Origin of the sequence: Micromonospora sp. NPDC050397 (assembly GCF_044901685.1) — a bacterium.
Taxonomy (GTDB): domain Bacteria; phylum Actinomycetota; class Actinomycetes; order Mycobacteriales; family Micromonosporaceae; genus Micromonospora_G.
In genome coordinates this window covers 35,642-57,539 of sequence record NZ_JBJDPS010000023.1, presented here as the reverse complement: position 1 = coordinate 57,539, position 21,898 = coordinate 35,642, and the positions used below count along the sequence as shown (strand labels likewise).

16 protein-coding genes and 1 pseudogene are annotated in these 21,898 nt (G+C 71.8%); 9 read left to right on the top strand and 8 right to left on the bottom strand.

All coding sequences use genetic code 11. From position 1 onward, the window contains the following. Positions 1–3 precede the first annotated feature (3 nt). Positions 4–657 carry an HAD family hydrolase gene (locus tag ACI2K4_RS34545; RefSeq protein ID WP_404517385.1) on the top strand — a complete coding sequence of 218 codons (654 nt, stop codon included), beginning with the start codon at positions 4–6 and terminating at the stop codon, positions 655–657. On the opposite strand, the gene ACI2K4_RS34540 is transcribed toward ACI2K4_RS34545, so the two are convergent. Both ACI2K4_RS34540 and ACI2K4_RS34535 read right to left on the bottom strand, forming a co-directional pair. Beyond that, the gene (locus ACI2K4_RS34540; protein WP_404517412.1) at positions 642–1,304 is read right to left on the bottom strand and encodes a response regulator transcription factor; all 663 of its coding nucleotides are present in this window, start codon (positions 1,302–1,304) and stop codon (positions 642–644) included. The two genes, ACI2K4_RS34545 and ACI2K4_RS34540, sit on opposite strands and share 16 nt — an antisense overlap. A 125-nt stretch (positions 1,305–1,429) precedes the next feature. Continuing rightward, positions 1,430–2,722: a sensor histidine kinase gene (locus ACI2K4_RS34535; protein WP_404517384.1), complete on the bottom strand. Its 1,293-nt coding sequence runs from the start codon at positions 2,720–2,722 to the stop codon at positions 1,430–1,432. Positions 2,723–3,111: 389 nt separating this feature from the next. Here ACI2K4_RS34535 and ACI2K4_RS34530 point away from each other — a divergent pair. The 5 genes and pseudogenes from ACI2K4_RS34530 to hemB form a co-directional block, all read left to right on the top strand. Then, positions 3,112–3,864 (top strand): annotated as a pseudogene (locus ACI2K4_RS34530) (redox-sensing transcriptional repressor Rex); the annotation flags it as partial. 71 nt (positions 3,865–3,935) lie between these two features. Further along, positions 3,936–5,285: a glutamyl-tRNA reductase gene (locus tag ACI2K4_RS34525; RefSeq protein ID WP_404517383.1), complete on the top strand. Its 1,350-nt coding sequence runs from the start codon at positions 3,936–3,938 to the stop codon at positions 5,283–5,285. Then, positions 5,282–6,247 (top strand): hydroxymethylbilane synthase, encoded by a 966-nt coding sequence (gene hemC, locus ACI2K4_RS34520; protein WP_404517382.1) that lies wholly within the window; start codon positions 5,282–5,284, stop codon positions 6,245–6,247. Before ACI2K4_RS34525 ends, hemC begins: the two co-directional genes overlap by 4 nt. Further along, positions 6,244–7,824: a uroporphyrinogen-III synthase gene (locus ACI2K4_RS34515; protein WP_404517381.1), complete on the top strand. Its 1,581-nt coding sequence runs from the start codon at positions 6,244–6,246 to the stop codon at positions 7,822–7,824. Before hemC ends, ACI2K4_RS34515 begins: the two co-directional genes overlap by 4 nt. Before the next feature lie 73 nt (positions 7,825–7,897). Then, on the top strand, positions 7,898–8,884 hold the full coding sequence (gene hemB, locus ACI2K4_RS34510; protein ID WP_404517380.1) for a porphobilinogen synthase: 987 nt from the start codon (positions 7,898–7,900) through the stop codon (positions 8,882–8,884). 24 nt (positions 8,885–8,908) lie between these two features. Here the strand turns inward: hemB and ACI2K4_RS34505 are convergent, their stop codons facing one another. Continuing rightward, positions 8,909–9,940, bottom strand: a complete 1,032-nt coding sequence (locus tag ACI2K4_RS34505) for a GNAT family N-acetyltransferase (RefSeq protein WP_404517411.1) — start codon at positions 9,938–9,940, stop codon at positions 8,909–8,911. Between the two features lie 83 nt (positions 9,941–10,023). Beyond that, complete coding sequence (locus tag ACI2K4_RS34500) at positions 10,024–11,574, bottom strand: murein transglycosylase (protein WP_404517379.1); 1,551 nt, start codon at positions 11,572–11,574, stop codon at positions 10,024–10,026. 56 nt (positions 11,575–11,630) lie between these two features. On the opposite strand from ACI2K4_RS34500, the gene ACI2K4_RS34495 reads away from it, so the two are divergent. Continuing rightward, positions 11,631–11,849, top strand: coding sequence for a zinc ribbon domain-containing protein (locus tag ACI2K4_RS34495; protein WP_404517378.1), 219 nt, complete (start codon positions 11,631–11,633; stop codon positions 11,847–11,849). Between the two features lie 225 nt (positions 11,850–12,074). Next, positions 12,075–14,939 carry an NB-ARC domain-containing protein gene (locus tag ACI2K4_RS34490; RefSeq protein ID WP_404517377.1) on the top strand — a complete coding sequence of 955 codons (2,865 nt, stop codon included), beginning with the start codon at positions 12,075–12,077 and terminating at the stop codon, positions 14,937–14,939. 168 nt (positions 14,940–15,107) lie between these two features. Here the strand turns inward: ACI2K4_RS34490 and ACI2K4_RS34485 are convergent, their stop codons facing one another. Then, positions 15,108–15,644, bottom strand: a complete 537-nt coding sequence (locus ACI2K4_RS34485; protein ID WP_404517376.1) for a phospholipase — start codon at positions 15,642–15,644, stop codon at positions 15,108–15,110. A gap of 352 nt (positions 15,645–15,996) precedes the next feature. On the opposite strand from ACI2K4_RS34485, the gene ACI2K4_RS34480 reads away from it, so the two are divergent. After that, entirely contained in the window at positions 15,997–17,013 is a 1,017-nt protein-coding gene (locus tag ACI2K4_RS34480) for a potassium channel family protein (RefSeq protein ID WP_404517375.1), read from the top strand. Between the two features lie 58 nt (positions 17,014–17,071). Here ACI2K4_RS34480 and ACI2K4_RS34475 read toward each other — a convergent pair whose 3' ends face one another. The 3 genes from ACI2K4_RS34475 to ACI2K4_RS34465 all read right to left on the bottom strand — a co-directional run bounded on the left by ACI2K4_RS34475 (position 17,072) and on the right by ACI2K4_RS34465 (position 21,868). Next, complete coding sequence (locus tag ACI2K4_RS34475; RefSeq protein WP_404517374.1) at positions 17,072–18,106, bottom strand: 2-oxoacid:ferredoxin oxidoreductase subunit beta; 1,035 nt, start codon at positions 18,104–18,106, stop codon at positions 17,072–17,074. Beyond that, on the bottom strand, positions 18,099–19,946 hold the full coding sequence (locus tag ACI2K4_RS34470) for a 2-oxoacid:acceptor oxidoreductase subunit alpha (RefSeq protein ID WP_404517373.1): 1,848 nt from the start codon (positions 19,944–19,946) through the stop codon (positions 18,099–18,101). Before ACI2K4_RS34470 ends, ACI2K4_RS34475 begins: the two co-directional genes overlap by 8 nt. Positions 19,947–20,395: 449 nt before the next feature. Further along, positions 20,396–21,868 carry a hypothetical protein gene (locus ACI2K4_RS34465; RefSeq protein WP_404517372.1) on the bottom strand — a complete coding sequence of 491 codons (1,473 nt, stop codon included), beginning with the start codon at positions 21,866–21,868 and terminating at the stop codon, positions 20,396–20,398. Positions 21,869–21,898 lie beyond the last annotated feature (30 nt).

Below are 21,898 nucleotides of genomic sequence, written 5' to 3'. Positions count from 1 at the left end.
GCGATGACGTCGGCACGTAGGCACCTGGTGTGGGACTGGAACGGCACGCTGCTCAACGACCTGAGTCTGGTCGTCGCCTCGACCAACGTCGCCTTCGCCAGCGTCGGCGGGCGGGCGGTCAGCGTGGACGAGCACCGGATGTCGTTCCGTCGCCCGATCTCCGACTACTACGCCGAGGTGCTCGGCCGGACGGTGGACGCCGAGGCGTTCGGCGCGCTCGACAAGATCTTCCACGACGCGTACCGGACCGGGTTGACCACCTGTGAACTCGCCGAGGACGCCACCAGTGCGATGCGGTCCTGGACCGGCACCCAGTCACTGCTCTCCATGTGGTTCCACGACGAACTGGTCCCGGCGGTGGGGACGTACGGGCTGACCGGCATGTTCAACCGGGTCGACGGCCTGCGGGGCACCGTCGGTGGCGACCACAAGGCCGAGCACCTGGCCCGCCACCTGGCCGAACTCGGCATCGAGGGCAGGGACACCGTGCTGGTCGGCGACTCGATCGACGACGCCGACGCGGCCGACTCGGTCGGCGCGGCCTGCGTCCTCTACACCGGCGGCTTCACCGCGCCGGCCCGGCTGCGGGCCTCCGGCCGCCCGGTCGCGGAGACCCTGACCGAGGCGGTCCGGCTGGCGGCTCAGCCCCGCAGGTAGGCCAGCACGGCCAGCACCCGCCGGTGCTGCTCCTCGTCCGGTGGGAGGCGCAGTTTGGTGAAGATGTTGCGTACGTGCTTCTCCACCGCGCCGTCACTGACCACCAGGGCGCGGGCGATGGCGGTGTTCGACCGCCCCTCGGCCATCAGACCGAGCACCTCCCGCTCACGCGGGGTCAGCTCGCGCAGCGGGTCATCCCGGCGACGACGGACCAGCAGTTGGCCGACCACCTCGGGGTCCAGCACGGTGCCGCCACCGGCGACCCGGCGCAGCGCGTCGAGGAACTCGTCGATCGCGGCCACCCGGTCCTTGAGCAGGTAGCCGATCCCGCCGCCGGCCCCCGGCCCGGGATTGACCGTGGCGAGCAGGTCGTCGGCGTACGACACCTCGACGTACTGGGAGAGGACCAGGATCGGGGCCCGGGGGACCAGTCGTCTGGCCTCCACGGCGGCCCGGAGACCCTCGTCGGTGTGGGTCGGCGGCATCCGTACGTCCACGATCGAGACGTCCGGTCGGTGCTCGACCACCGCCTCCACCAGGGCGGTACCGTCCCCGACCGCGGCGACCACGTCGTGTCCGTGTTCGGTCAGCAGCCGGACGAGTCCCTCGCGGAGCAGGAAGGCGTCGTCGGCGATCACTACGCGCATGGTCCGGTTGTCTACCACGTCGCCGTCCGCCGTGAGGCCCGTCGCCCGGTCCGGCCCGTCGTCCGTCGCCCGGTCCGGCCCGTCGTCCGGCTGCCGGTCCGGGTCCCGGTTCGAGGTGTCCCCGGTCAGCACGGGAGCTCGGCGCGGACCTCGGTCGGGCCGCCGGTCGGGCTGATCACGGTCAGGGTGCCGCCGGTCGCGCGTACCCGGTCGGCGATGCCGGCCAGGCCGTGCCCCTTGGAGAGGTGGGCGCCGCCCTCGCCGTCGTCGATCACCTCGATGTTCAGCTTCCGGTCGACCCGGGTGACGGTGAGCCAGCACTCGCTGGCCCGGCTGTGCTTGGCCACGTTGGTCAGGGCCTCGGCGACCACGAAGTAGGCGGCGTTCTCCACCGCCGGGTCGAGCCGGCCGGTGGGCGTGCCGAGCTCCGGGTCGACGGTCAGTTCGACCGGGATCAGCCCACGCCCGGCGAGCGCGGCCAGCGCGCTGGGCAGCCCCCGGTCGACCAGGATCGGCGGTGCGATGCCCCGGGAGAGAGCGCGCAGTTCGGCCAGGGTGTCCCGGGTCTGGGTCAGGGCCTCGTCGAGGGTGCGCCGGGCCGCCTCCGGGTCGCTGGAGAGCTGGTGCTGGGCCCGGCTGATGTCCATCGCGAGCCGGACCAGGCGTTGCTGTGGGCCGTCGTGGATGTCGCGTTCGAGCCGGCGCAGGGCACTGGCCTCGGCGGAGACCGCGGCCCGCTTCTGCTCCTCCAGCACCGTGATCCGGTTGCGCATCTCGGCCACCCCGGTCAGCAGCGCCCGACCGAAGCTGGCCTGGAGCAGCGCGCAGCCGCGTACCACGACCGGGAGGGTGATCAGGAAGAAGAGGCCGATCGCGCTGTTCAGACCGATCCGGGCGCCGGCCGAGTCGCCGAGTCCGAGCAGTACGTTCAGACCCTCGTCGCCGTCGCCCTGGGGCAGCGTCCAGTCGTACGCCCAGTAGAGCGAGCCGCCGACGGCGCCGGCCCACCAGATCACCGTCACCACGAAGGTGGCCAGTGCCACCACCAGCTTGCCGATGCCGTGGGCCAGGTCGAGCCAGGACTGGGCGTCGGCGATCGGGACGAAGATCCGCCGCCAGGCGCTCGCCCCGCTCTCGGCGGTGCGGTACTGCGGGCGGATCCGGGGCTGGTGCAGTACGGCCGGGATGCGCAGCCGCTCGATGTCGGCCCAGCCCCGGGCGACGAAGAGGGTGCCGGCCAGGATCGGCAGCCCGATCACGGTCACCATCAGGCCCGCGCCGAGCGCCAAGCCGGCGATCAATATGGCGAAACTCGCCAGTGCGAGCGGAAGCCCGAGCAGTACGTACACCGAATCGACGCCGAGCTGGCGCAGAATGGTGGACGGTGCCGGTTCGGCGTTGGCGGTGACGGTGGTCATGTCCTCCACGCTAGGCAACCGGACGCGCGGTTCCATATCCCGTCGGCCCGCCTATTTCCGGTAGGGCTGGCCCCACCTGAGCGGCCCGCGAGCAGGTTGCGGGCAGTCGGTGGCGACTCACGATAGCTTGTCAAGTTGGCAAGAATAGTCGGAATTGAGTAATAATCGCCACGCGGACGGATCCCGCGATGAAACCGATCTTGTGAATGGAGTGGCTGGTGAGGCCGTGTCGCGGTGCCTCAAGATCGCGATTTGTGCACGTCTTCACAAGCGCCTACTCTGTTACTCCGACGAGCCCTGCTAGCACAGCCGGTCACAGCGGCCGCAAGCGGGCGCCCGGTAATGGCCCGCCGCTCCGGCTGGTCGAGGATCGCACCGCACGGAGTCACATGAGTCAGCACCGCCCCGCAGGCGCGTCCGGGCGCGCCGGTGCCGTTCCGGCGCTTCCGGATCTCCCTGAGGCGACGGTCGCCCGGCTTCCCGAGTACCTGCGCGCACTCCACAATCTCGCCGAAACCGGCGACGACACGGTCTCCAGCGAGGGATTGGCCGCCGCGGCCGGGGTCAACTCGGCGAAGCTGCGCAAGGACCTCTCCCACCTCGGCTCGTACGGTACCCGGGGCGTCGGCTACGACGTCGCCCTGCTGATCGACCAGATCGAGTACGTCCTCGGACTCACCCATCGCCGCGCGGTGGCGCTGGTCGGAGTGGGTAACCTCGGTCACGCTCTCGCCGGTTACGCCGGCTTCGCGAGTCGCGGCTTCCGGATCGCCGCCCTCTTCGACGCCGACCCGGCCCGGGTGGGCGAGGAGATCAACGGGTTGACCGTCCGGCACATCGACGACCTGCTCCGCACCGCGGTCGAGGAGCGGATCGCGATCGGCGTCATCGCCACCCCCGCCTCCGCCGCGCAGCGGGTCACCGACCTGCTGGTGGCGGCCGGTGTGACCAGCATCCTGAACTTCGCGCCCTGCGTGCTCTCGGTGCCGGAGGGAGTCGACGTACGCAAGGTCGACCTCGCCATCGAGCTCCAGATCCTCTCCTTCCACGAGCACCGCAAGGCGTCGCTCACCGCGCTCCCCGGCGGTCGGGCCGAGGTGGAGGCCGATCCGGACCTCGCCGCCACCGGCACCGAGGACGCCGCCGCCCCCGGCACGACGGAATCCGTTCCGCCGGGCCGCACCCGTCCGAACCGTACGGAGGTGCTCGGCTCGTGAACCTGCTCGTAGTCGGCGCGTCCCACCGCACCGCCCCGGTCGCCACCCTGGAGCGACTCTCCGTCTCCACCGCCGACCTGCCGCGCATTCTGGACCGGCTGCTCGCCCAGACCTACGTCGGCGAGGCGGTGGTGGTCTCCACCTGTAACCGGGTCGAGGTCTACGCGGCGGTCGCCGGCTTCCACGGCGGCCTCGGCGACATCTGCGCGGTGCTCGCCGCCGAGGCCGGCTGCGCGCCGGCCGACCTGGCCAACCACCTCTACGTGCACTACGACGAGGCCGCGGTCGAACACGTCTTCCGGGTCGCCACCGGGCTGGACTCGATGGTGGTCGGCGAGGCGCAGATCCTCGGCCAGCTCCGGGACGCCTACCACGTGGCGACCGAGGCCGAGGCGACCGGTCGACAGTTGCACGAGCTGATGCAGCAGGCGCTCCGGGTCGGCAAGCGGGCGCACGCCGAGACCGGCATCGACCAGGCCGGGCAGAGCGTGGTGACGGCCGGTCTGGAGATCGCCGGTAACCGGTTCGACGGTTCGCTCACCGGTCGGCCGGCGCTGGTTGTCGGCGCGGGTGCGATGGGAGCGCTTGCCGTGGCGACGCTGACCCGGACCGGCATCGGTTCGGTGGCGGTCACCAACCGGGGCGCGGGTCGCGCGACCAGGTTGGCCGAGGCGTACGGCGCCACCGCCGTACCCTTCGATGATCTTATCGTAGCCCTGTCCACTGTGGACATCGTGGTCACCGCGACCGCGGCGATCGAGCCGGTGCTGACCCGGGAGACGGTGGCCGCCGCCCTGGCGCTGCGGGCCAACAGCCGGCCGGACACCCCACTGGTCCTGCTCGACCTCGCGGTCCCCCGGGACGTCGACGCGGAGGTCGCCGAGCTGCCCGGCGTACTCGTGATCGACATCGACCGGCTCGCCGCCGAACTCGCCGACGGACCCGCCGCCACCGACGCCGCCGCGGTCGCCGAGATCGTCAGCAGCGAGGTCGCCAGCTTCCTGGTCTGGCTGCGCGGTGCCGACGTGCTCCCCACCGTGGCCGCGCTGCGGGCGCGGGCCGACGAGGTGGTCACCGCCGAACTGCGCCGGCTGGCCCAGCGCCGCCCGGACTTCACCGACGAGCAGCGGGCCGACGTCGCGCACACCGTGCACCGGGTGGTGCAGCGGCTGCTGCACTCGCCGACCGTACGGGTCCGGCAGCTCGCCGCCGAGCCCGGCGGCGACCAGTACACCGCCCTGCTGCGCGAGCTCTTCGACCTGGAGGTGCCGGGCACCTCACAGGTCGACACCGTCCCCGACATCGCCGCGCACGTGTCGCACCCCTCCGAAGGAGCGCAACGGTGACCGCACTACGCCTGGGCACCCGGGGCAGCGCCCTGGCCCTGGCCCAGTCCGGCCGGGTGGCCGCCGCGGTCAGCGCCGCGACCGGGCGCGAGGTCGAACTGGTCGAGGTGGTCACCGCCGGCGACCGCTCCAGCGCGCCGGTGAGCCGGCTCGGCGTCGGGGTCTTTGTCTCCGCGCTGCGCGACGCGCTCACCGCCAGGGAGATCGACTTCGCCGTCCACTCGTACAAGGACCTGCCGACGGCGGCCGCGGCCGGGCTGCACATCGCCGCCGTGCCGGAACGCGAGGACCCGCGCGACGCGCTGATCGCCCGGGACGGCCGCACCCTGGCCGAGCTGCCCCCCGGCGCGACCGTGGGCACCGGCGCGCTGCGCCGGATCGCCCAGCTCCACGCGCTCGGCCTGCAGTTGACGGTCACCCCGATCCGCGGCAACGTCGACACCCGCGTGGCGCGGGTGCTCGGCCCGGACGCGGACCTTGACGCGGTGGTACTGGCCCGGGCCGGACTGACCCGGCTCGGCCGTACCGCCGAGATCACCGAGACGCTCGATCCGATGCTGATGTTGCCGGCGCCCGCCCAGGGTGCCCTCGCGGTCGAATGCCGGGCCGACGACCCGGATCTGATCGAGCTGCTCGCCGTACTCGACCACGCGCCGACCCGGGCCGCGATCACCGCGGAACGGGCGTTGCTGGCCACCCTGGAGGCCGGCTGTAGCGCTCCGGTCGCCGCATTCGCGGAACTCGCCGAGGGCGACGACGGCGATGAGATCTACCTGCGCGGGGCGGTGATCAGTCCGGACGGCTCGTTCGACCTCCGGCTGTCCCGCACCGGTACGCCCGCCGAGGCGGTGGAGATCGGTAAGGCGCTCGCCGCCGAACTCCTCGACCTCGGCGCCGACTCGATCCTCGGTACGCCTACGCACCCCGGCGCGAGGACCCAGCATTTTGGAGCACAGCCATGATCCGCACCCGTAAGCCCGCAGGCCACATCGCGTTCGTCGGGGCCGGTCCCGGCGACCCGGGTCTGCTGACCCGCCGGGCGCACGACGCGCTGGTCGAGGCCGATCAGGTCATCTTCGACCGGGGAGTCCCCGAGTCCCTGCTCGACGTCCTGCGCGCCGAGGCCAAGGAGGACGCCCAGTTCAGCCCGGCCGAGGGCGCTCCCGGGGACGTCGCAAAGGTGTTGATCTCCGCGGCCCGCTCGGGCCTGTCGGCGGTACACCTCGTCGCCGGTGACCCGTTCGGCCACGACTCGGTGGTCAAGGAGGTGCAGGCGGTCGTCCGTACCGCGGTGCACTTCGAGGTGGTTCCGGGCATCGGCCAGGCCGAGGGCGTGGCCAGCTACGCCGGGGTCCCGCTGCCGGGCGTACGCACCGCCGCCGACGTCGACGACGTCACCGCGCTCGACTTCGAGGCGCTCGCCGGGGCGATCAACCGGGGTTCGCTGGCGCTCGCCGTGGACGCCGGTGACCTCGCGGCGATCCGGGACGGACTGCTCGCGGTCGGCGTCGACGGCACCACCCCGGTCGGGGTGACCGGCGACGGCACCGGCGAGACGCAGTACACCACCACCTCGACCGTGGACAGCTTTGTCGCCGCCGCGCTCGGCTTCACCGGGCGGGTCGTGCTCACCCTGGGCGCCGGGGTCAGCCAGCGGGACAAGTTGAGCTGGTGGGAGAACCGCCCGCTGTACGGCTGGAAGGTGCTGGTGCCGCGGACCAAGGAGCAGGCCGGTGTGATGAGCGCCCGGCTGCGCGCGTACGGGGCGATCCCGTGCGAGGTGCCGACCATCGCGGTCGAGCCGCCGCGTACCCCGGCCCAGATGGAGCGGGCGGTCAAGGGCCTGGTCGACGGCAGGTACGCCTGGGTGATCTTCACCTCGGTCAACGCCGTACGCGCGGTCTGGGAGAAGTTCGCCGAGCACGGCCTGGACGCCCGCCACTTCGGCGGCGTCAAGATCGCCTGTATCGGCGAGGCGACCGCCGACGCGGTCCGTGCCTTCGGCATCCAGCCCGAGCTGGTCCCGGCCGGGGACCAGTCCTCGGAGGGACTGCTGGCCGAGTTCTCGCCGCACGACGAGATCCTCGACCCGGTCGGCCGGGTGCTGCTGCCGCGCGCCGACATCGCCACCGAGACGCTCGCGGCCGGGCTCACCGAGCGCGGCTGGGAGGTCGACGACGTGACCGCCTATCGGACCGTCCGAGCGGCGCCGCCGCCGGCCGAGATCCGGGACGCGATCAAGTCGGGCGGGTTCGACGCGGTCCTGTTCACCTCCTCATCGACGGTGCGCAATCTGGTGGGTATCGCGGGCAAGCCGCACCCCCGTACCGTGGTGGCGGTGATCGGACCGAAGACGGCCGAGACGGCGACCGAGTTCGGCCTGCGGGTGGACGCCCAGCCGACCAACGCCTCGGTGCCCGACCTGGTGGAGGCGCTCGCCTCGTACGCCGTCGAGCTGCGCGAGAAGCTGGCCGCGATGCCGGCCAAGCAGCGCCGTGGCTCGAAGGTGCAGGGGCCGACCGCGCTGCGGTTCCGCTGACCGAGTGATGGGATCCGGGCGGCGGTCGTAGCCTGGAGTGGTGACCCGTGAGCCACGGGTCGTGGGAGGAACCATGTCTTACCCGGACATCCGGCCGCGCCGGCTGCGGCGTACGCCGGCGATCCGTCGGCTGGTGACCGAGACCCGGGTGGCCCCGGCCGACCTGGTGCTGCCGATGTTCGTCAAGGAGGGGTTGACCGAGCCCCGCCCGATCGGCACCCTGCCCGGGGTGCTCCAGCACTCGCGGGACTCGCTGCGCAAAGCGGCGGTCGAGGCGGTCCGGGCCGGGGTGGGCGGCATCATGCTCTTCGGCGTGCCGGAGACCCGGGACGAGCGGGGCTCCGGCGGGCTCGACCCGGACGGCATCCTCAACATGGCCCTCCGTGACCTCGCCGCCGAGCTGGGCGACAGCACGGTGCTGATGAGCGACCTCTGCCTGGACGAGTTCACCTCGCACGGGCACTGCGGCCTGCTCGGCCCGGACGGCGGCGTGGACAACGACGCCACCCTGGCCGCGTACGCCGAGATGGGGGTGGCCCAGGCCGCCGCCGGGGCGCACATGGTCGGCCCGTCCGGGATGATGGACGGCCAGGTCGGCGTGATCCGCAAGGCGCTCGACGACGCCGGCTACACCGAAACCTCGATCCTCGCGTACGCGGCGAAGTACGCCTCGGCGTTCTACGGCCCGTTCCGGGACGCGGTCGAGTCACCGCTCCAGGGCGACCGGAAGACCTACCAGCAGGACCCGGGCAACCTGCGCGAGTCGCTGCGCGAGGTCGAGCTGGACATCGCCGAGGGCGCCGACCTGGTGATGGTCAAGCCGGCGCTGCCGTATCTCGACGTGCTCGCCGCGGTCCGCGCCACGGTCGACGTCCCGGTCGCCGCCTACCAGGTCTCCGGCGAGTACGCGATGGTCGAGGCCGCCGCGGCGAACGGCTGGGTGGAGCGGGAGCGGGCGATTCTGGAGACGCTCACCTCGATCCGGCGTGCCGGGGCCCAGGTCATCCTCACCTACTGGGCCGTCGAGGCGGCGGAGCTGCTGCGCCGCGAGGGCCACTGACCCGGGGCGTCGCCGCCCGCCGGGTCAGGGGGCGGTGACGCCGGTGGCGTCGAGCCGGTGCACCAGTTCGGCCACGTTCACGCCGTACTCGCACCAGTCTCGCTCGGCCCGGAACCCCAGCTCCGCGTTGACCTTGAGCATCGGCTCGTTCGCCTGCGCGTTCCAGGTCTGCACCTCGGCCAGGTCGGGCTCGGCGGCGCGCAGCTCGAAGAGCATCCGGGCCTTCATCGCCCGGTCGATGCCGTAGCCCCGGTGGTCCCGGACCACGATGGTGTCGTACTGGTCGGCCCGGGTCGGGTGCTGGGCCGGCACCACCACCTCGGTCAGGCCGGCCACCTCGCCGCTGCGCTCGTGCACGGCCAGCACGATGTAGGGCTTCATGCCCCGGCGGTGCAGGCAGCTCAGGCTGTCCCGCAGCCGCTGCGGATCGTACGAACTCGGCCGCAGATCGAGGTCGCCGTCGTCGATGTCGCGGATCTCGGCCTTGGCCCGCGCGTACGCGTCGAGCATCTCGTCCGGCGGGCCGCCGGGGAAGAACTCCAGCCGGTAGCCGGAGCTGATCCCGCGCGCCATCTCCTCCAGGGTCACCCAGTCCACCGTGGACAGGCGTAGCACGCTGCGGGTCTCGACATACTCCCGGGCGAAGCCGAGCGCCTCGAAGAAGCCGATCGCCGGAGTGTCGCCGATGACCTCCACCCCGATGAGGGAGAAACCCTCCTGATAGGTGCGTCGGGCGGCCTTGGCGATCAACTTCCGCCCCAGCCCCTGCCGGCGCTGTTCAGGATGAACGAGCACGTCGATCACGCCGATGTCGCCGAGTAGCAGGACGTGAACGTGTCCCATGATCCGGCCCGGGGTGCCGTCGGCGGTCTCCTCCTGGGCGATCCAGGAGATCCGCCGCTCGCCCGGCATCACCTCGGCCAGATACTCCCGGAGCGAGCTGTTCCGCCACTGGGGATCGGCCGGGAGGTCCGCCGCGAAGGCCGCGTTGACAGTGTCCAGCAACGACTCGATCTCGGCCGACGACGCGGTCCGGGGATCCCACTCGCGCACCATCACCAGTACAGCTTGCCGCTAACCGCAGTCCGGCGAAAGTGGCCAATTCTTCAATGTACGTGGGCCATTACGCTACGTCCAGACTACGCTCGGCTGTTGGCGCCGTACTCGTTGGCCTTGTTGAACACGTCCTGAGCGTAAACCCGCACGTCGTTGTAGGAGAGGATGGCGTTCCACCAGTCCTCGGCGACGGAGAGGTTGCGGCTGCCCTTGCACAGATAGTTACCGGCCGCAAGTGCGGCGTCATCGAGATCCTGAGGGTTCTTCACGCCGTCGTTGTCGGCGTCGGCCCCGTTCTCCTGCCAGGTGGTGGGGATGAACTGCATCGGCCCGACCGCCCGGTCGTAGGTGAGGTCCCCGTCGAGCCGGCCGTCGTCGGTGTCCATGATCCGCATCCGGCCGCCGTTGCCGTCCAGCGGATCGCCGATGATGCCGGGGGTGGAGACACCCTTGGCGTCGACCGTGTTCTGGTTCGCGCTGCCGTGCCTCGACTCGACGTACCCGATCGCGGCCAGCGTGGTCCAGGTCAGCTTGCAGGCCGGGGTCGTCTGCGCCAACACCAGCTCGGCGTAGCCGTACGCCTGCATGGCGACCGGCGGGATGCCGGTACGGGTCGAGGTCTGCTGCGCCCAGCCGGTCAGTACGTCCGCCGGGCGAGCGGTCGGCGCCGGTGCCGTACCGGTGGGTCCGGTGCCCGGCAGCCCGGTCGGCGGCAGGCCGGCTCCGGAGGGTGCGGCCGATCCGCCCGGCAGGTTCGGGGCGGCGGTGCCGAGGTCGACGCCCGACGGATCGCCGGCGCCGGCACGCGAGGGCGGGGTGTGCGCCGTCGCCGGGATCAGCACTCCGCCGGCCAGTCCGGCCGCCGCGACCAGCACCAGGATGAACATCGCGGGCAGCACGAGCCGCCCGCTGCCTCCCCTGGACCAGGTGCGGACCGCTCGGGCCGACCGGGCGGGTAGCTGACGGACCGGCGGAACCCGGCGCAGGGCGTGCGCGAACGGCACCCGGCTGCGTCGGCCCCGGTTCGCCGGGGCCGACTCGCCCGACCCGTCCGGGCTCGTCCCCGACCCGTCCGGGCTCGTCCCCGTCCCGTCCGGGCTCGTCCCCGTCCCGTCCGGGCTCGTCCCCGTCCCGTCCGGGCTGGTCGTCGTCCCGTCGGGGGTCGCGTCGGCCTTGTCCGGGGTCTGCTCGGTCCCGTCCGGGCTGGTGGTCGTTCCGCCGGGGGTCGCGTCGGCCTTGTCCGGGGTCTGCTCGGTTTCGGCCGGGCTGGTCTCCGTCGCGTCAGGAGCCGCCTCGGTGCCGTCCGGAGTTTTCGTCGTCAGTTCAGGAGTTGTTCTCTGGGCCGGCACGGCGGGCGTCGGCGCGGTCGCGGCGGCGGTGGAGCCCGCCTCGGGAGCGGCGCCGGAATTGGCTAGCGGGGTGTCGAACGCCGGTGCGGCCGCCGAACGGGTGACCTGCCCGTCGCGGACGGGTGTGGGCCCGGAGACCGGACGTGGCCCGTCGGGGCCGGGCGCGGCACCGGAGCTGGCGAGCGGCCCGTCGAGTGGTCCGTCCAATGCTGGCGCGGCTGGCCGGAGCTGCCGAGCCGTCGTACCGTCCGCCCCGTTCACCACGCGCCCCTCCCGGTCCGCCACGCGTCGAGTATTACCCATCCGGGGAAAAACGTCAGGCGCGGTCGTACCCTGTTGGCATGCCCCGGTACGAGTTCCGCTGCCGCGCGTGCGGCGACACTTTCGAGATCAATCGACCGATGGCCGAGGCGTCCGCGCCCGCCTCCTGCCCGCAGGGGCACGACGACACGGTGAAACTGCTATCGGCGGTCTCGGTGACCGGGCGCGGGGGATCGGCGTCGGGCGGTCCGGTCAGCCCGGCCGGTGGCGGTTGCTGTGGTGGTGCCTGCGGCTGCTGAGCACCGGGCTCCGCCCAACGTGGAGGGCGTCCGACCGATCTGCCACTATTAGGTGGTCTGTCGTGATCGTCCAAATGCTCGGGAAGCATGCGTTAAGTCGTTGTTCCATGGTCACGTAGCGGGTTAGCACCTTGGGGCCGTCTCGCCCCGTCCGTTCCTACGATGCGCTGTGACGTCGAAATGCGGCAGCATGAACGCGACTTCCAGGGGGCGGAGGTTCCACGCATGTCGGTACGGATCCACCTGCCGAGTGGGCTGGTGACTTTCATGTTCACCGACATCGAGGGGTCAACCCGGTTGGCCCAGATGCTCGGTTCGGGTTATCGACCGGTGCTCAGCGAGCACCGAAGACTCCTCCGATCGACGCTGGCCGCGAGCGACGGCACCGAACTGTTCACCGAAGGTGACTCGTTTTTCATCGCGTTCGCTGACGCCGCCGCGGCGCTGGACGCGTGCCTGACCGCCCAACGCGCGCTGGCCAGCCACGAGTGGCCGACCCCCGAGGCCGCCCCGAGGGTCCGGATGGGACTGCACACCGGGCACGCCGAGCCCCTCGCCGGGGAGTACGCCAGCGCCGAGGTGCACCGGGCGGCCCGGATCGCGGCGGCGGCGCACGGTGGGCAGGTGCTCTGCTCCGGCGCCACCGCCCGGCACGCGGCACCGCTGCCGCCCGGCGCCTCCCTGCTCGACCTGGGGCTGCACCGGCTGCGTGGCTTCGACGACCGGGAGCGACTGTTCCAACTCGTCGCCCCGGGCCTGGAGCGGCAGTTCCCCCGGCCGCGTACCGCCGATGCCGTACCGCACAATCTGCCGACCCAGGTCACCTCGTTCGTGGGGCGCAGGGCCGAGCGGGCCGAGTTGGACCGGCTGGTCAACGAGCACCGGCTGGTGACCGTGGTGGGGGCCGGGGGCGCCGGCAAGACCCGGCTCGCGGTCGAGGTGGCCGGGGCGGACGTGGAGACGTACCCGGACGGGGTCTGGTTTGTCGACATCGCGGCGGTCACCGACCCGGGGCTGGTCGCGTTTGCCATCGCCGCGGTGCTCGGGCTGCGTCCGGAGCCGGGTCGGCCGATGGCCGAGACCCTGGTGGAATACGCCGCCTCACGGCGGATGCTGGTCCTGCTCGACACCTGCGACGCCCAGCCGGCCGCCTGCGCCGAGGTCATCGCCCGACTGCTCACCGGCGGCAGCGGGGTACGGGTGCTGGCCACCAGTCGAGAATCCCTCGGCCTGCCCGGTGAGGTGGTGTGGCGGATTCCACCGCTCTCGGTCGACCCGGGGCCGAACGGCGCACCGAGCGACGCGATCGCGTTGCTGCTGGACCGTACCGTCGCGGCGCGGGGCGGTCGCCGGTCCACCCCGGCCGAGGCGGCCGACCTGGAACGGGTGGTGGCCCGGCTGGACGGGTTGCCGCTCGCGATCGAGCTGGCCGCGGCCCGGCTCCGGGTCCTCTCGGCCAGTCAGCTCGCCGGGCGGCTCGACGACGTACTCGGCGCGCTGGACGCCGGACGGGACGAACCCGAACCGCCGACCGTGCAGGTGCCCCGCTGGGTGGCCAACCAGCACGACACGGTCGACCTGGCCGCCGCCGCGCTCGGTGTCGCCCCGGTGGCCGCCGCCCGTGCCGCCCAGCGCTCGGCCACCCAACGGCACAACACCATGCAGGCGACCGTCACCTGGTCGTACCGGACCCTGGGGCCCCGGGCCGCCCGGCTGCTGCGCTGGCTGGCCGTCTTCTCCGGCCCGGTGGACCTGGCCACCGTGGAGTGGCTGCTCGACGACGACCCGCTCGACCCGCTCTCGGTGCTGGCCGACAAGTCGATGATCCAGGTCGAGCCGAACATCTCCGGCAGCACCTACCGGATGCTCGACCCGATCCGCGCGTACGCCGCCCGGCGGCTGGTGGACGCGGGCGAGGAGCAGGGTGCCCGGGACCGGCACGTCGCCTGGTCCCTGCACGCGCTGGAACGGGCCTACCTCGGTCCGGACGACCGACCGGTGACCCTGTCGCTGTACGCGCTCGACCCGCTCGCCGACGAGATGCGCGCCGCGCTGCGCTGGACCGCCACCGGCGGCAGCGCCCGGCAGGGGCTGCGGCTGGCCAGCGGGCTCGACCAGTGGTGGCGTGAGCGGGGTCTGGCCCGGGAGGGGCGACTCTGGTTGTTCCGGCTCTACGGGCGGATCGCCGAGACCGGTGAGCGGATTCCCGAGGCGGAGCTGGCGGCGGCGTACCACATGCATTCGCTGCACGCCGGCGCGGACGGTGAGTTCGCCGAGGAGCTGAGGTTCTCCCAGCGGGCCGAGTCGGCCGCGCGACAGGCCGGCGACGCCGGGCTACAGGCCCGGGTGCTCGCCGGCCGGGCCGCACCGTTGATCGACATGGGTCAGCTCGCCGAGGCCGAGCGGGTCTGCCGTGAGGTGATCGCCTGGGCCCACCAGAACGACGTGTCGGGCGACGCGCTCTTCGCCGTCTACAGCCTGGCCGAGCTGCTCTGGCGCCGCTGCGAGCTGGACGAGGCCGCCGAACTGCTCGGTGCGGCCCGGCCGGTGGAGGCGGCCCGGCCGACCGAGCGGGCCCGCCGATCGGTCGACATGCTGCTCGGCATGGTGGCGCTCTCCCGGGGTGACCTGGTCGCCGCGCACGACCATCTCGTGGTGGCGCTCCGGTCCCGGATGGCACACGGCTTCCACGGACGGGCCTGCGACACGATCAACGCGATCGCGGTGCGCTGCGCCTGGGGCGGTGACCCGGTCACCTCCGCCCGGTTGTTCGGCGCGGCTCAGGCGACCCGGTCGGCGATGCGCAGCACCCCCGGGATGTTCGGTCCCTACTGGCTGGAGGAGCAGGCGGGGTTGCGGGGCGTGCTGGGCGACGCGGCGTTCGACGCGGCCTATGCCGAGGGGGCCGAGCTGACCCTGGAGGAGGCGGCGGCCGTGGCGCTCGCGGTGGACCACCCGGACCTGGCCGCCGGTTCGATGCGGTTCTCGGCGGTGGAACCGCCGACGCAGCGTACGTGGTCGACCCGGGAGGCCATTCCCGCCGAGTCGCCCGGCGACGTTCTCGACCGGCGCGAGCAACCCGGCTCCTGACCGGTCGCCCACCGTACGGATCAGGGTGCCGCCACCCGCCGGCACCTGGCCCGCCGCCACCTGCCGGAACTCGCCGGCACCCGCCGCCACCTGCCGGAACTCGCCGGCAGGTGGCGGTGCCTGTCCCGCCGGCACTCGGCGGGACAGGCTTGCTGCCGGCGACGTGAGTTAGTGGACCAGTCCGGCGGCGCGTTCGGCGTCGGACTTCATCTTGGCCACCCGGTCCAGCTCCGCCTGGCTGACGACCACCTTGCCGAAGACGTTGACCGCCTGGTAATAGATCCAGGCCAGGCTGACGCAGGCCGGTCGGACCACCGAGTTGTACGTTGCGCAGACCCGCTTCAGGTCCTCGTAGAAGGCACTGTCCACCCGGGACTTGTTGGCCGGGAACTGGCCGACGGCCTTGAAGTTGCGGTACCCGAAATCGTGCCGGTAGCAGGAGAGCTCGAAGTTGAACCCGAGGGGGTTGTCCGGGCTGGTCGAGCAGTAGTCGGTCGACCAGTCGAACTGGTACTCGGCCCACGGGGCCCGGTTGGTGCGTGCCGCGTTCCAGGCGTTGTAGCTGCTCGCGCTGGTCTGGGTCCAGCTGGTGAGCACGGAGAGCTTCTGCGCGGGCGTCACCGCGGCTGCGGGCGAGGCGACACCCAGCAGGCCGAGCAGCGCGAACGCGGCTCCGGCGAACAGGGTGGTGATCCGACGGGGCATGGGGGATACCTCCGAACAGGGATGCCATTGGTGGGGCATCGGAAAGGGGTTTGTTACCGGCGGGTCACCGGATTGGGCAAGTTTCCGCGAATCGCAGGACGTCGATCTCTATGGCGCGTGAATATTTGACGACATGCGTTGAAACAGGCGCATGTGCAGGGCGGTCGGCGTTTTGTTGCCGGGTGGCGTGCCGACGCGGCGCCCGGGGTGTGTCGGCGGATCGGGCGGATGGCGGTCGCCCCGGCGGTCGGACGTCCGGGTACGTCGTGTCGACCGCCCGTGCGTCCGCGAGCGCCCGTACCCGCTATGTTGTGGGCGTGCAGCTGATCGTGGTGACCGCAACGAGCCTGCGGTGATCCATTTCCCCGCCGTCCGGCAGGGGCCGTTACGCGCCCTCAGCCTGCGGGTCCTCGCCGCGGTCGGCCTGGTGCTGATCATCGTGTTCGTGGTCTGGCTGGACCGGGACGGCTACCGGGACGTCAACGAGGACAACCTCACCCTGCTCGACTGCGCCTACTACGCGGTGGTCACCCTCTCGACCACCGGGTACGGCGACATCACACCGATCTCGCCCTCGGCCCGACTGGTGAACGTACTGGTCATCACGCCCGCCCGGGTGCTCTTCCTGATCATCCTGGTCGGTACCACGCTGGAAGTCCTGACCGAGCAGTACCGCACCAACCTCCGCATGACGCGGTGGAGGAGAACTGTGAAGGACCACGTCATCATCTGCGGCTACGGCACCAAGGGCCGCAGTGCCATCAGCGCGCTGCTCGAAACCGACTTCGACAAGTCGAGGATCGTGGTGGTCGAGCGGAGCGCGACCGCCGTACGGCAGGCCACCTCGGCCGGGCTGGTCGCGATCGAGGGCTCCGCGACCCGTTCGTCGGTGCTGAACGAGGCGCACGTCAAGAACGCCAAGGCGGTGATCATCGCGACCGACAGCGACGACGCCTCGGTGCTGGTCGCCCTGACCGTACGTCAGCTCACCGCCGGCCAGGTGCGGATCATCGCGGCCGTACGGGAGGCGGAGAACGCGCCGCTGCTGAAGCAGAGCGGTGCGCACCACGTGATCGTCTCGTCGGCCACGGCCGGTCGCCTGCTCGGCCTCTCCACCTCCGCGCCGCCGCTGATCGACGTGGTCGAGGACCTGCTCACCCCCGGTCAGGGCATGGCGCTGGCGATGCGCTCGGCCGAGCGGCACGAGGTCGGTACCTCGCCCCGTGAGGTGGAGGCGCTGGTCATCGCGTTGATCCGGCGGGGCAAGGTGGTCTCCGTGGTGGAGCCGGCCGGGGTCAAAATCGAGACCGGGGACATGCTCGTCTACGTACGCGACGACCGTCCCAACTCCTCCACGCCGCCCGCCTAGGTGTAAGGAAGGGCCCCTTGTTAACGCATAGCGTTAACAAGGGGCCCTTCCTTACACCTCAGAGGATGGTCCAGGTGTCGCCGCTGTTGAGCAGGCCGGCGAGCTGCTGTTCCGGGGTCTCGGTGGTGCTGGCCCGAGCGGTGGCGACCTGCTCCTGCACGATGCTGTCGTAGGAGGGGCGGGAGACGTCGCGCAGCACCCCGATCGGGGTGTTACGCAGGTCGAGGCCGGGCAGCCGGGAGAGCGCGAACGCGTACGCCGGCTCGTCCACGGCGGTGTCGTGGACCACGATCTGCTCCGGGCGTACCGAGGCGGTCTCCCGGACCTCCAGGCCGAAGCCGCCCGGTGTCTGTACGACGCAGAACCGGCCCTCGGCACCGAAGGTGATCGGCTGTCCGTGCTCCAGCCGGATCAGGTAGTCGTCCCGGGTCGCCGGCTCCTTGAGCTGGTCGAACGCGCCGTCGTTGAAGATGTTGCAGTTCTGGTAGATCTCCACGAACGCCGAACCCTCGTGCTCGGCCGCCGCCCGGAGCACCGACTGGAGGTGCTTGCGGTCGGAGTCGATGGTGCGGGCGACGAAGGTCGCCTCCGCGCCCAGCGCCAGCGAGAGCGGGTTGAACGGCGAGTCCGCCGAGCCGACCGGCGTCGACTTGGTGATCTTGCCGACCTCGGAGGTGGGAGAATACTGCCCCTTGGTCAGCCCGTAGATCCGGTTGTTGAAGAGCAGGATCTTCAGGTTGACGTTGCGGCGCAGCGCGTGGATCAGGTGGTTGCCGCCGATCGAGAGGGCGTCACCGTCGCCGGTGACCACCCAGACCGACAGGTCCGGCCGGGAGACCGACAGGCCGGTCGCGATCGCCGGCGCCCGCCCGTGGATCGAGTGCATCCCGTACGTGTTCATGTAGTACGGGAAGCGGGAGGAGCAGCCGATGCCGGAGACAAAGACGGTCCGCTCGCGCGGGATCTTCAGCTCCGGCATGAACGACTGCACCGCGGCCAGGATGGCGTAGTCACCGCAGCCGGGGCACCAGCGCACCTCCTGGTCGGACTTGAAGTCCTTGGCGGTGAGCTTCAGGGCGACGGGCTCAGGCATTCTTGACAACCTCTTCCAGCATGGTCTCCAGCTCGGTGGCGGTGAACGGCAGACCCCGGACCTGGTTGTAGCTGATCGCGTCGACCAGGAAGCGGGCCCGGATCACGTGTGCGAGCTGACCGAGGTTCATCTCCGGGATGACCACCCGGTCGTACGCCCGCAGCACCTCGCCGAGGTTCGCCGGCATCGGAGACAGGTGGCGCAGGTGTGCCTGGGCCACGGAGAGTCCGCGCTGGCGCAGGCCACGGCAGGCTGCCCCGATCGGCCCGTAGGTCGAACCCCAGCCGAGTACGAGCACCCGCGCGTCGCCGTCCGGGTCCTCCACCTCCAGGTCCGGCACCGGGATGGCCTCGATCCTGGCCGCCCGGGTACGCACCATGAAGTCGTGGTTCGCGGGATCGTACGAGATGTCGCCGGTCTTGTCGGCCTTCTCCAGCCCACCGATCCGGTGCTCCAGACCGGGCGTGCCGGGAATGGCCCACGGCCGGGCCAGGGTCACCGGGTCGCGCAGGTACGGCAGGAAGGTGGTGCCGTCCTCGCCGTTGGGCTCGGTGGCGAAGTCGACCCGTAGGTCGGGCAGCGACTCGACGTCGGGCAGCAGCCACGGCTCGGAGCCGTTCGCGACGTAGTTGTCCGACAGCAGGATCACCGGAGTGCGGTACGTCAGCGCGATCCGGGCCGCCTCGATCGCCGCGTGGAAGCAGTCCGACGGGGACCGGGGCGCGATCACCGCGACCGGCGCCTCGCCGTGCCGGCCGAACAGGGCCATGTTCAGGTCGGCCTGCTCGGTCTTGGTCGGCATGCCGGTGGACGGGCCGGCCCGCTGCACGTCCACGATCACCAGTGGCAACTCCAGGGCCACCGCGAGCGAGATCGTCTCGCCCTTGAGGGCCACGCCGGGGCCGCTGGTGGTGGTGACGCCCAGCGCGCCGCCGTACGACGCGCCGAGTGCCGCGCCGATCGCCGCGATCTCGTCCTCGGCCTGGACCGTGGTGACACCGAACCGCTTGTGCTTGCTCAGCTCGTGCAGGATGTCCGAGGCCGGGGTGATCGGGTAGGCGCCGAGGAAGACCGGCAGCTTCGACCGGACACCGGCGGCGACCAGCCCGAGCGAGAGTGCCGCGTTGCCGGTGATGTTGCGGTAGTTGCCGGGGCTCATCTTGGCCGGCTTGACCTCGTACCGGACGCCGAAGTCCTCGGTGGTCTCGCCGAAGTTCCAGCCGGCCTTGAAGGCGGCGGTGTTCGCCGCGATCAGCTCGGGGCGCCGGGCGAACTTGGTCTCGAGGAAGCGGATCGTGGACGCGTACGGCCGGGAGTACATCCAGGAGAGCAGGCCGAGGGCGAACATGTTCTTGGCCCGCTCGGCGTCCTTCTTCGAGACGTTCAGCTCGGCCAACGCGCCGATGGTCATCGAGGTCAGCGCGACCGGGTGCAGGGCGTAGCCGTCGAGCGAACCGTCCTCCAGCGGGCTCACCGCGTAACCGACCTTGGCCAGGTTGCGTCGGGTGAACTCGTCGGTGTTGACGATGATGTCCGCGCCCCGGGGCAGGTCGGCCAGATTGGCCTTGAGCGCGGCCGGATTCATCGCGACCAGGACGTTCGGCGCGTCACCCGGGGTGAGGATGTCGTAGTCGGCGAAGTGCACCTGGAAGCTCGACACCCCGGGCAGGGTGCCGGCGGGCGCCCGGATCTCGGCCGGGAAGTTCGGCAGGGTCGAGATGTCGTTGCCGAGCTGCGCGGTTTCCGAGGTGAAACGGTCGCCGGTGAGCTGCATCCCGTCGCCGGAGTCGCCGGCGAACCGGATCACCACCCGATCCAGTTGACGGACCTGCTTGGTCACGTGACCTCCTGTCGCCGGCGGCGGTTCGTACGTCGTCGGTCTATTCCCCGACTGTCTCTCAACCGAGAGCCTACGTCGGACCGTTAGGTAAACCTTCCCCCAGGTCCGTTCGGTGGGAAGGGCAAGAAAGGGCATTTGCCAGCATTTGGTGGGTCAAACTCGATTGACGTAACTCAGATCACTGGGGTTTCGGTCCGGTTTCCGATCCATCATCGCCCCGGGTCCGGGATCGCCACCGGCGATTGCGCCGGCCCGCCGACCGCCCGCCGGACCACCGCCGACCGCCCGCCGGACCACCGCCCGGGTCGCCGCGACCGGGCGCGCGAACACCGGCGTGGCGCCACGCCGATCGGGGTCGAGCCGGGTCAGGGATCGGCCGGGTCAGCAGGGCCAACAGAGTGAGGGGGCGGCCAGGTCAGCAGGGCCGGCGGGATCAGGGATCGGCCGGGTCAGGGGGACTGGCGGCGCAACGTCACGGCGGCCAGGGTGAGTGCGAGCACGACCAGCAGCCCGGAGACCACGATCAGCCCGATCGCCGTCCGCTTCACTCCGGTGAGCCCACCGTCCGGCTGCGACACCGGCCGGACCAGCGGCAGCAGGCCCTGGGAGCCGGTCGGGGCCGCGCCGTTCTGCCCCGACGGCTGCGCGGCCGCCGCCGTGATCCGGAAACTCATCTGCATCCGACCCGTCCGCCCCTGTGCCGAGGTGAGGGTGCCGGCGACGGCCCCGGAGAGGGGTGCCATCCGCTGGGCGGCCGGGGTCGCGGCGACCGGCATCCGTACGGTCACCGTCCGGCCCGCCGGCACCCGGCCCAGGTCGCAACCGACGTGCGTCGTGCCACCGCGCTCCGGGTCGGTCGGCGCGGGGTCGCGCGGGTCCGGTGCCGTCGACCGGCAGCCGGGCGGCGGAGTGGGTACGGTGACGCCGGGCGGCAGGGTGACCTCGATCGAACCGTCGGCGTCGCTCGTGCCGGTGTTGCCGAGCCGGGCCACCAGCGTCGCCGGCTGCCCGGTCACGTCGAAGCCGACCTCGTCGGCCGAGAGGGTCAGGCCGGCGGCTGGTGGACCCGGCGGGAACAGCACCGCGAACCCCTCGTCGTCGGTGATTCCGGGTACGTCGGGCCGGGTCGGATCGGTGGCGGTGACCTGTACCGAGCCGGAGAGCGGCATGCGCTGCCAGGCGTCGGCGTCGACCAACACCCTGATCCGGGTGGTGAACTGGGTGCCGGCCCCGACGCTCCAGGCGGCACACCGGTACGTCCCGCCCCCGAGCACCGCGCAGCCGGCGGTGCCCGCGTCCGTGACGCCTGGCGGCAGCGTGTAACGCATCCGGAGGAGCTGCCCCGTCTCGCCGGTGTTGCGGACGGTCACCTGGAGGTCGGTGGTGGTGCTCGGTGCGCCCCAGTAGCCGCTGCCGAGGGTGACGTCGCCGGTGGCGACCAGCACGCCGAGTCGGGGCTGTCCCGGTTGCGGCGGCCTCGGGACGGTGGTGGGCGGCTGGCTCGACGAGGCGGGGTCTGGGTCGCCGGTGGTGGGCGGGTCGGCTGGTGTGGGGGTGTTGACACTCGGCTCCGACGTGGGGTGCCCGCTGCTCGGCCCGACGGTGTCCGAAGGGGTGGTGGGCGCGGGTGTGCCGGTCGGTGGCTCGGTGAAGGGCGGCGTCGTCGGCTCCGGTTCGTCGGTCGCCGTCCCCGCGCTACCCGGCTCCGCCGGCTGGAGCCGGCCACCGGCCGGGCCGGTCCGGCTCGCCGCCTCGGCGGCGGAATGACCGGCGTCCGCGATCGTCGACGAGATCGCCCCGGTGAGGCTGAGCAGGGTGAGCAGGAGGAGCGGCGGCACCACCCCGACCCGGGCCGGGGCAACCGCTCGGGGACGGGTGTGCCGGGGCGCGCGAGTACGCCGTCCGAACTCGACACCTGTCATCGTTCCTCCGCCCCCGGCCCTGACCAGGTT

Bases quoted from the DNA above. Each gene is read 5' to 3' on its own strand.
- ACI2K4_RS34495 (WP_404517378.1), top strand. From the start codon at position 11,631: ATGCCCCGGTACGAGTTCCGCTGCCGCGCGTGCGGCGACACTTTCGAG.
- ACI2K4_RS34515 (WP_404517381.1), top strand. From the start codon at position 6,244: ATGATCCGCACCCGTAAGCCCGCAGGCCACATCGCGTTCGTCGGGGCC.
- hemB (WP_404517380.1), top strand. From the start codon at position 7,898: ATGTCTTACCCGGACATCCGGCCGCGCCGGCTGCGGCGTACGCCGGCG.
- ACI2K4_RS34545 (WP_404517385.1), top strand. From the start codon at position 4: ATGACGTCGGCACGTAGGCACCTGGTGTGGGACTGGAACGGCACGCTG.
- ACI2K4_RS34475 (WP_404517374.1), bottom strand. From the start codon at position 18,106: ATGCCTGAGCCCGTCGCCCTGAAGCTCACCGCCAAGGACTTCAAGTCC.
- ACI2K4_RS34540 (WP_404517412.1), bottom strand. From the start codon at position 1,304: ATGCGCGTAGTGATCGCCGACGACGCCTTCCTGCTCCGCGAGGGACTC.
- ACI2K4_RS34505 (WP_404517411.1), bottom strand. From the start codon at position 9,940: ATGGTGCGCGAGTGGGATCCCCGGACCGCGTCGTCGGCCGAGATCGAG.
- ACI2K4_RS34535 (WP_404517384.1), bottom strand. From the start codon at position 2,722: ATGACCACCGTCACCGCCAACGCCGAACCGGCACCGTCCACCATTCTG.
- ACI2K4_RS34485 (WP_404517376.1), bottom strand. From the start codon at position 15,644: ATGCCCCGTCGGATCACCACCCTGTTCGCCGGAGCCGCGTTCGCGCTG.
- ACI2K4_RS34465 (WP_404517372.1), bottom strand. From the start codon at position 21,868: ATGACAGGTGTCGAGTTCGGACGGCGTACTCGCGCGCCCCGGCACACC.
- ACI2K4_RS34490 (WP_404517377.1), top strand. From the start codon at position 12,075: ATGTCGGTACGGATCCACCTGCCGAGTGGGCTGGTGACTTTCATGTTC.